Below are 8634 nucleotides of genomic sequence, written 5' to 3' on the forward strand. Positions count from 1 at the left end.
CCCAAACAAACGCCGTCTAGATTAAAATTTCTACATTTTCATTGATTGTAAACGAAGATCGCATTCTGTCTTTATCTTCAGCACTAGGTTACATAGATCGGTCTGTTTTCGTTATAGATCGGTGCAAATGTTAATCAGAACCTATATTTAGAACTACAATATCAGTAGCTTGGCATCCTACCTGCCCTTGTTCTAAATTAAAGCGAACTTTGGTTCCTACAACTAAAGAACGACGGTAAATCCCTATCAATTTCTGGTTATCTGCATAAACCATTTCCCTTCCATCATCGGGTGCAATAAATCCGAAACCTCGTATCGGATTATACCATTTAATCACTCCTGTATACATCATAACGCAATTTTTTACCCTAAATTAGCCAACTGAAAGAAAATTTACTACGAAACAGGATAAAGCGTTCTATTTTCGGTATGAAAAGGCGTAATTTCGTTATGTATACAAAGGAAAATTAACAAATGATTAAGTGTATAGCCATTGATGACCAACAAAACTCAATTTCGGGGCTTGAAAAATATATAGCAGATACTCCGAATATGAAGCTTCTGGCGAGTTACACCGATCCGGTGGTGGCCTTGAACGAGCTTAAAAAGATTGACCAGGTAGATGTGATATTTATGGACATTCAAATGCCACAGATTTCGGGAATCGAACTTTCTAAAGCAATCCGCTCCAAAACCAGGAAACTGATATTTACCACCTCTCATGAAGAATATGCCTTTGAAGCATTCGAAGCAGAAGCAGATGCGTATTTACTTAAACCTTATGGATATGCTAAATTTGCCTTAACGGTAAACCGTGTTTTTGAGGAAGAAATAGAAAATATAGGGCAGGAAACTTATTTTTTGGTCAAAAATAAATCAGAAGACCACAAAGCGGTTTTAGTGCGGTATGCAGATATAATTGCTTTTGAAAGTTTCCACAACTATATCAAAATACATACAAAAGAGAAGATAATTATTGCTTATTTAAGTTTGAAAGATGTTAAAGAACAACTGAACCTTAAAAAGGGCTTCATCCAGCTGCATAGGGGGTATATTATTTCCATCAATCATATTTTACATGTTGAGGGAACAAGAGTAACACTTTCTAACCATACCAGCTTTACTGTTGGCGACCTCTACTACAATGATTTCCGGGATTTCTTCACCGATAAACTTATTACCAGTAAACGGAATAAATAACGGTTAAGGATAGATAAAAGGCTATGGCCTAGACTAGCATATAAAAAGAAAGCCCACGTAACACGCGGGCTTTCTTTTTAAAAGCGAAAACAAATTATTTAGCGCTATTTTTTTTATCAGTTACTTCAGCTCTAATTTCTTGGGCTAAAACTTTTAGGTCTTGCATTGCTTTACGTACACGTGTACCTGCTGCTGCATTACCACCATCATAAAATTTAGTTGCATCTGCTTCAACAGAAGAGATTAGATCTTGCACTTTTTTAAATTTGTCCATAATTTTTCTTTTATCGGGATGGTAAACATCCATTAATTAAATATATTCCTTTCCGCTCACAATAAACGGGCCGCAAAACTATTGTTTTTTATAAATTAAACAAACGTTTATGCCAAATCATTATTGCGGAATAGTATAAAAGCAATGGCAACAGCAGCAATATTAGCCTATTTTTAGCCAAAACATTCCATTCTTAGCATCTTTTGCACATCAAACATTTACAATGAAGGTAACTTAATTTAACAATTATGTTTTATCTTGGTTGGAAATATGCAGTCGTTGAACCTTATAGTTAGTACCAGTTGCCTATTCTTACTTTTATTCTCTATGCATCTTTTTTTCGCAAAAAAAGGGAATAAGCTGCTTAACGTTCTACTTTCGGTTATATTTTTTGCCCGGTTTGGGCAGATTTTAACTTCGCTGCTCTTTAAATCGGGTCAACCTAATACCCTAGCCTTTTTTCATCAAACTTTTACTCCGTTTTATTACGCTGCCCCAGCCTGCTTTTACCTTTACATAACAGGCTTTCTTCAAGATCGTAAAAGTTTACAAAAAATAGAATGGCTTCATTTTGTACCAGCTTTGTTGGCTGTTATCCACGTTATCCCCTGGCATTTTTCTACAACACTAGATTGGGATTTGATAGGAAACCAATTAGCAGAAAATGGTTACTTCTCACTAAAAGCAAAAAGTGGCCTGTTTCCTCCATATTTTCATTACTTATTTAGGCCAATGCTGGTATTTGGTTATTTGTGTCTTACCTGGATTGCAGTACTCCGTTTAAAAAACAAACCACAACAAATACTCGAAGGTGAAGGCAGAAAATGGATCATCTTTTTTCTCCGGATTGCGACCTTTTTCCAGTTGTTTAGTTTAGTGCCCATTATTTTAAGAAGCTTACACATCCCATATGTTAATGCCTCTTTTATTGTGCTCAATTGTTTGGCTCTATTAGTCATTTTATTATATGCGCTTCACAAGCCTTATATTTTTTATGGCTACCTGCTGGTAGCTGTTGATTGGACTAAAAAAGCTGCAACCAAAAAAACTGAAACTGATTCCTCATTAGCTCCTTTATTGGAAGAAGATCCAAAACGTATACTTAAAGCTGTCAAAAAAAGTAATCTTTTAGATGCGCAACTGTCTGACTATGCCCTTGCCATGAAAGAAATAATGGAAGCTGAACGCCTTTACCTGATACACGATTTTCAGATTATCGACCTAGCGGCAAAACTTAACCTCCCGATCCATCATTGCTCTTTCGTAATTAATAAACACATCGGCAAAAATTTCCGCGACTGGATAAACAGTTACCGGGTAAATCATTTCCTAATACAGTACCCGCTCCAATCGGATAAAATAACAATAGAAGCTATTGCTTCTGAAGCTGGCTTTAAAAGTCTGGCTACGTTTTACAATGCATTTAAAAAAGAAACGGGCTTAATGCCAACCACCTATTTTGCACAGGAATTAAGCCGTTAACCTGTTATTCCCTCTTTTTTTACTCTAACGATCGTATCGTTAGAGGCCACAACCACGTTTTATTTCTCTAAATATTGAAATGCCAGATACCTTTGGTTTCTGATCATCATATGAGTATGGTATTTCAAATAAATATGCTTTAATCCATTTCTCAGAAATCTAACAAGCCTTAACTATGCTTTATTCAACATCGTTTTTACGCCCGCTTTTCGATTATATTGAGCAATTTTATCCTTTATCTGAAGCCTTTAAGGCCGAACATGAAAAATCTTGTAAGCTCATCCATGTTAAAAAGAACAAACACATCCTTTCACCAATAGACAGTAATGCTTCGCTCTATTTTTTGGTACACGGACTCGTTCGTGGCTTCATACGCGATGGCAAAAAAGATATCAGCACTTGGTTTAGCTGTGGAAATGAATTAATTGGCGCCATACGTCATCCCGATCAGCAGCCCAATCATTCGATAGAATATCTTCAGGCCCTGGAAGAAAGTCAACTCATCTGCATTCCTTATACCCTAATCGATTCGATGTACGCAAACTATCCAGAGGCCAACCTAATCGGCAGAAAGCTTTTGGCGCTTCATTATTATGCAGCATCAGAAAGATCAATCCTGGCCAGGATACCAAAAGCAATAAGCAGGTACCGTAAACTCCAGGAAAGCGATTTGGATATCAACAGAATACCGCAGCGTTATCTGGCCAGCTACCTTGGCATGCGCTTAGAAACCCTGAGTAGAATCAGAAATAAAATTTTAACACCCGATTACCGGTTGTGCTCTTAATTTAGCGAAAAAACAATCAATCATTCTAACGTGCAGTCATTCGATCACGCAAACATTCAAGCCTTTTAGCCACTACCTTTTCAACTTTTTTCCTTTCCGCTTCTTTTGCTAAATTTGCAGCAATGATTTTATATAAAACCAACGAAGAAGTAGAACTGATGCGGATCAGTGCCCTACTGGTTAGCGATGCCCTTGCAGAAGTAGCTAAAATATTAAAGCCAGGCATTACAACCCTCGAGATTGATAGAATAGCCAACGAATTTATACTTGATAATGGCGCTGTACCTTCCTTTTACAACTATAATGGTTTTCCTTTCCATATTATTACCTCGGTAAACGATGTGGTTGTACATGGCTTTCCGACTAAAGATGAGCTGAAAGATGGCGATATTATCTCAGTAGATGTGGGTACCATAAAAAACGGTTTTCATGGCGATCATGCATATACCTTTATCGTCGGCGAAGTATCGCCAGCAGTACTAAACCTGGTAAAAACAACTAAAGAATCGCTTTTTCTTGGAATTAAAGAAGCTGTTGTGGGCAAACGCATTGGCGATATTGGTGCAGCTATCCAAAGCCATAACGAAAAGCAAGGCTACGGCGTAGTAAGAGATCTGGTAGGCCATGGCTTAGGGAAAGATATGCATGAAGATCCACAGGTACCGAATTATGGCCGTAAAGGCAACGGTTTACTCCTAAGAGAAAACCTGGTAATGGCCATAGAACCTATGATAAATATGGGCAAAAAAGACGTTTTTCTAGATGATGACGGCTGGACGATCAGAACTGCTGATGGAAGTCCATCTGTACATTTTGAACATGATGTATGTGTGAAAAAAGGGGAAGCACTTATTCTTTCTAATTATGCCCCTATTGAGGCTGCTGAAAAGCAGAACAGCAACCTTAATACTTCTTATTACTAAATAGCAATACAATGGGCGCATGGAGGTTTTGGAGAGATCAGTTTCTCAAAAAACTCCATGTAACCATCTATCTTATTACACCAATATTGCATCTGAAACTATCGCCTCAGCATTATCTTCTAACAATATTTTAACCGTTTTTAGGGTAGACTCCGCAATTTCTGTTAAGGCCTCTTGCGTAAAAAAAGCCTGATGCCCGGTAAGCAAAACATTCGGAAAACTAATTAGCCGCTGAATATCATCGTCACCAATAATACTTGCTGAAAGATCTTTAAAAAAGAGTTGTTCTTCCTGCTCGTATACATCAATTCCCAGCGCCGCAAGTTGGCCTGTTTTTAGTGCTTCAATCACCTCTCGTGTATTAATCAACCCGCCTCTGCTTGTATTGATTAGCGTAACACCTTTTTTCATCGTCAATAAGCTATTTGATCCTATCAGATAATGGTTTTCTGGTGTAAGCGGGCAGTGCAGCGAAATAATATCAGCTTCTTTTATCACTTCATGAAAAGGCAAATACTTTACTCCTGCAATTTGTAATGATTTATCCACAAAAGGATCAGAAGCCAGTACAGTACAGCCAAAACCAAGCATAATTTTACAGAAAGCAGCGCCAATTTTCCCTGTGCCGATTACGCCAACTGTTTTGCCAAAAAGATTGAACCCCATTAAACCTGAAAGCGAAAAATTCTGTTCGCGTATGCGGTTGTAGGCCTTATGGGTTTTACGGTTTAGGGTAAGCAACATGGCTACTGCATGTTCTGCCACAGCCTGTGGCGAATAAGCCGGAACGCGGCAAACGCGAATCCCGTATTGTTTGGCCGCATTCAGATCCACATTGTTAAAGCCTGCACAACGCAAAGCAATAATTTTCACCCCTTTTTGTGCCAGTATGGCTATAACATCAGCCGTTAGTTTATCGTTCACAAATACACAAACAGCATCAGTACCTGTTTTTATCGCGTCGGCAATATGAGGCCCCAGATGAGTTTCCCAAAATTCTAATTCAAAATCATAATGTTTATTACAGCTTTCAAAAAATTCACGGTCGTAAGGCTTCGCAGAAAAAAACACAATCTTCATATCGTTAAAAATACAGATTAAATAGGATTTTGCTGTCCTGTTTTAACCTAGGAGTCAAAACGCTTATTTTCCAAAATCAAATAATAGCGTCCCCTTAAAAGTTTTTCCGTCTGTTTTGTTTTTCTGGCTTTGGGGTCCCAATAATAAAGCAGACTGAAACTTGGTCCCGATGGCACTTACCCCTTTTAAGAAACCTATACTCCCTTCTGGGAAAGCGGGCTCTACATTGTTGTTGCTTAGTGCCGCAGCTTCACGGGCAGGCCTTAACATTTGCAGATAAGTATCCTGATCGGGTATGTAAACCGTAAACGGGGCTTCCTTATTTTCTACAGTCACCCAGTTCACTTCGGCATGATAACCTTTAAACTCAGGGTAGCCCCAGGTTTCACCAGTGATCGAATTATTATAATCTTTATGCCAAACCCCAAACTGCTGCCCTTTTAGCCTGTTTTTCCAAACCCTATACGGGCCACGGCCAAGATATTTCATTCCGGTAATTTTATCTTCAGGATAATTAAAGGTAATACCCATAAAATCAGCATCACCCTGTTGGTTAAATTGATATTCGAGTTTTACCAGCTTTCCGGTTTCAAATGTCCACTTCGCATGCAAATTACCAGCACCCTGATAATCAGACTCAACGATATATTTTGCGCCTTCTGCTTTATGGCTAAAATTTTTCAATTCGGTATTTACACCAGCCAACACCGGACCTTTTGACAAAGAAATAATGGTATTCCCTTTAACAACTTTCTCCAGATAACCCGTTGCCTTTTCAAAATAGTAGCTCATACCATCCTGTTTAATCAGGAGCGACTGGTTAGTTTCTTCGGCTTTTACTACTGAGTTGGACAGCGTAGTTTCTTGCTTCTCTGCAACCAAACGGGCAGTTTTTATCGGCCAGCTCCAGGTAAATATTTCCYTCTTATCAGCCCCATAAGCGGTTAAATATAAAGCGTCACTTTGTGTCCACGATTTTGGCAAAGCCAGATCAAGCGTACCTTTTGCGCCAGGCTTAAGCTTAGAAGCCGTTGCTCCACTGGCATTTACAATAGCTTTTGTTCCTGCTGTGTTAGCTGAGGGAAAACTAAGCAATTTCCATTTAAAAGTACATTGATCAAGATTAGTAAAATTGAAACGGTTCTCGATCGCGATTTTACCATTAAAATCACTGTCAATTTTTACCAGATCGACAAAAACCGGAGACCATATCTCTTTTATGGTGTAAAAACTGGCTTCCTTTTCGCGGTGTGGGCCAATAATTCCATCAGGCGCATGGTTTCCATCACCATCGTAAATACCGTTTTTATCTGTACGGATTACGTTTTCATCCACCAAAGCCCAAATAAAACCACCGGCACCATGCGGGTGAATCAACATTTGATTCCAGAAATCATCTAAAGCCGCACCAGCACCACCATCATAAAGCGCGTGCATAAATTCAGTCGGAAAGAAAACCTCCTGTCCTGAAGCAGCGGCCTTAATCATATAGTTATAATCTGGGTAATGTTTGGTATCGGTTCCGTTAAATTTCTCCCATGGATGAATTACGGTACGTTTCTGAGGATCGTATAAAGCATAATCATTATCAAGATCGGTATTAAACCCTCCCTCGTTGCCATTGGCCCAAAAAACAATAGATGGATGGTTTACATCCCTGATTACAAGTTCTTTTACGAGCCTGTGCCCAACTGTGTTATCGTATTTTGCCTGCCAGCCCGTTAATTCATTAATCACATACAGTCCTAACGAGTCGCAGATATCCAAAAACTCCGCATCGGGTGGATAATGCGACATGCGAACAGCGTTCATATTCATTTCTTTCATTAGCCTCACATCCATTAAATGTACCTCGCGACTTAATGTACGTCCGCTTTCGGGCCAAAAGCTATGGCGATTAACACCTTTTAAAATCATTTTCGAACCATTAACATAAAAACCATCGCCATTACGCAGTTCAAGCGTACGAAAACCGAACTTTTGTTTTACCTGATGAATAATTTTCTGTTTATTTTTGATCCGCACCACCACCTGATATAAATTGGGGAATTCGCTACTCCATAATAAAGGGTTTGAGAAAGTAGCCTTCAGGGTCTGCATACCATTCGCTAAATTCGCTTTTACAGCAAATGCTTTCCCTACATTTTCGCCAGTTAGTTTTTTCACCTGGGCTTCAAGAATATCATCAGCAGCCAAATTTTGGCCATAAACATCAAGCTGAAAGGTTCCATCGGCCTTAGCATTAACAGCAACTCTTTCTATAAATTTGTTTGGTACAGTTTCCAGGTAAACCGGACGGAAAATGCCACCAAAAATCCAAAAATCGCTCGTTCTTTCGGCTTTATTAATCGACGCATTTGCCGATACTTTATCAACCGTAACTTCCAATAGGTTCTTCTGTCCTGGTTTTAACAGTGTGGTAATATCATATTTAAACCGATAAAATCCGCCCTGGTGCAGGTCTCCCGCCAGCTTTCCGTTAATACTAACCTTAGTATCGGTCATAGCGCCTTCAAAAACCAGGAATACTTTTTTTCCTGTGATTTTACCCACCGGAAACTCATAACGATAAATGCCCTGTTCGCTGGCTTTAACTTTATCATGCCCATAGTTGTAAGTTCCAAAGCCCTGTAATTCCCAGTTAGATGGCACAGGTATTTTAGTCCATATGCCGCTTTTACGACCGGCAGTACAATAAAAATCCCATTGTTTGGTATGGTCTTTATCCGTTCCGGAAAGATAGGTTTTAGTAGTTTCCTGCGAAAAGCCCGCGAAAGAAATCAATAGCAACAATAAAGATACTAATCTTTTGATCATGATATATTTGGTATAAGCATTAAAACAGCGTCAGTTTTCAACCAAAAATAATGGTTTTGGATGTATTAAAC

8 protein-coding genes are annotated in these 8634 nt (G+C 38.9%); 4 read left to right on the forward strand and 4 right to left on the reverse strand.

From position 1 onward, the window contains the following. Positions 1–130: 130 nt before the first annotated feature. Positions 131–352: a cold-shock protein gene (locus AC1DND_RS11890; RefSeq protein ID WP_477581847.1), complete on the reverse strand. Its 222-nt coding sequence runs from the start codon at positions 350–352 to the stop codon at positions 131–133. Positions 353–474: 122 nt separating this feature from the next. Between AC1DND_RS11890 and AC1DND_RS11895 the strand changes: the two genes are divergently transcribed. Next, positions 475–1200 (forward strand): LytR/AlgR family response regulator transcription factor, encoded by a 726-nt coding sequence (locus tag AC1DND_RS11895; protein ID WP_477581849.1) that lies wholly within the window; start codon positions 475–477, stop codon positions 1198–1200. A gap of 94 nt (positions 1201–1294) precedes the next feature. Here the strand turns inward: AC1DND_RS11895 and AC1DND_RS11900 are convergent, their stop codons facing one another. Next, the gene (locus tag AC1DND_RS11900) at positions 1295–1474 is read right to left on the reverse strand and encodes a histone H1 (protein ID WP_029279213.1); all 180 of its coding nucleotides are present in this window, start codon (positions 1472–1474) and stop codon (positions 1295–1297) included. 327 nt (positions 1475–1801) lie between these two features. On the opposite strand from AC1DND_RS11900, the gene AC1DND_RS11905 reads away from it, so the two are divergent. The 3 genes from AC1DND_RS11905 to map all read left to right on the forward strand — a co-directional run bounded on the left by AC1DND_RS11905 (position 1802) and on the right by map (position 4666). Beyond that, entirely contained in the window at positions 1802–2956 is a 1155-nt protein-coding gene (locus AC1DND_RS11905) for a helix-turn-helix domain-containing protein (RefSeq protein ID WP_477581851.1), read from the forward strand. A gap of 175 nt (positions 2957–3131) precedes the next feature. Continuing rightward, positions 3132–3743: a Crp/Fnr family transcriptional regulator gene (locus AC1DND_RS11910; RefSeq protein WP_215128193.1), complete on the forward strand. Its 612-nt coding sequence runs from the start codon at positions 3132–3134 to the stop codon at positions 3741–3743. A gap of 122 nt (positions 3744–3865) precedes the next feature. Next, complete coding sequence (gene map / locus AC1DND_RS11915) at positions 3866–4666, forward strand: type I methionyl aminopeptidase (protein WP_477581852.1); 801 nt, start codon at positions 3866–3868, stop codon at positions 4664–4666. Positions 4667–4741: 75 nt separating this feature from the next. Here map and AC1DND_RS11920 read toward each other — a convergent pair whose 3' ends face one another. Together AC1DND_RS11920 and AC1DND_RS11925 are read right to left on the reverse strand one after the other, a co-directional pair. Beyond that, the gene (locus AC1DND_RS11920; RefSeq protein ID WP_477581854.1) at positions 4742–5746 is read right to left on the reverse strand and encodes a 2-hydroxyacid dehydrogenase; all 1005 of its coding nucleotides are present in this window, start codon (positions 5744–5746) and stop codon (positions 4742–4744) included. Between the two features lie 63 nt (positions 5747–5809). Then, positions 5810–8563, reverse strand: a complete 2754-nt coding sequence (locus AC1DND_RS11925) for a glycoside hydrolase family 2 protein (protein ID WP_477581856.1) — start codon at positions 8561–8563, stop codon at positions 5810–5812. Positions 8564–8634: the final 71 nt, after the last annotated feature.

The organism is Pedobacter sp. 01N416, from assembly GCF_056399685.1.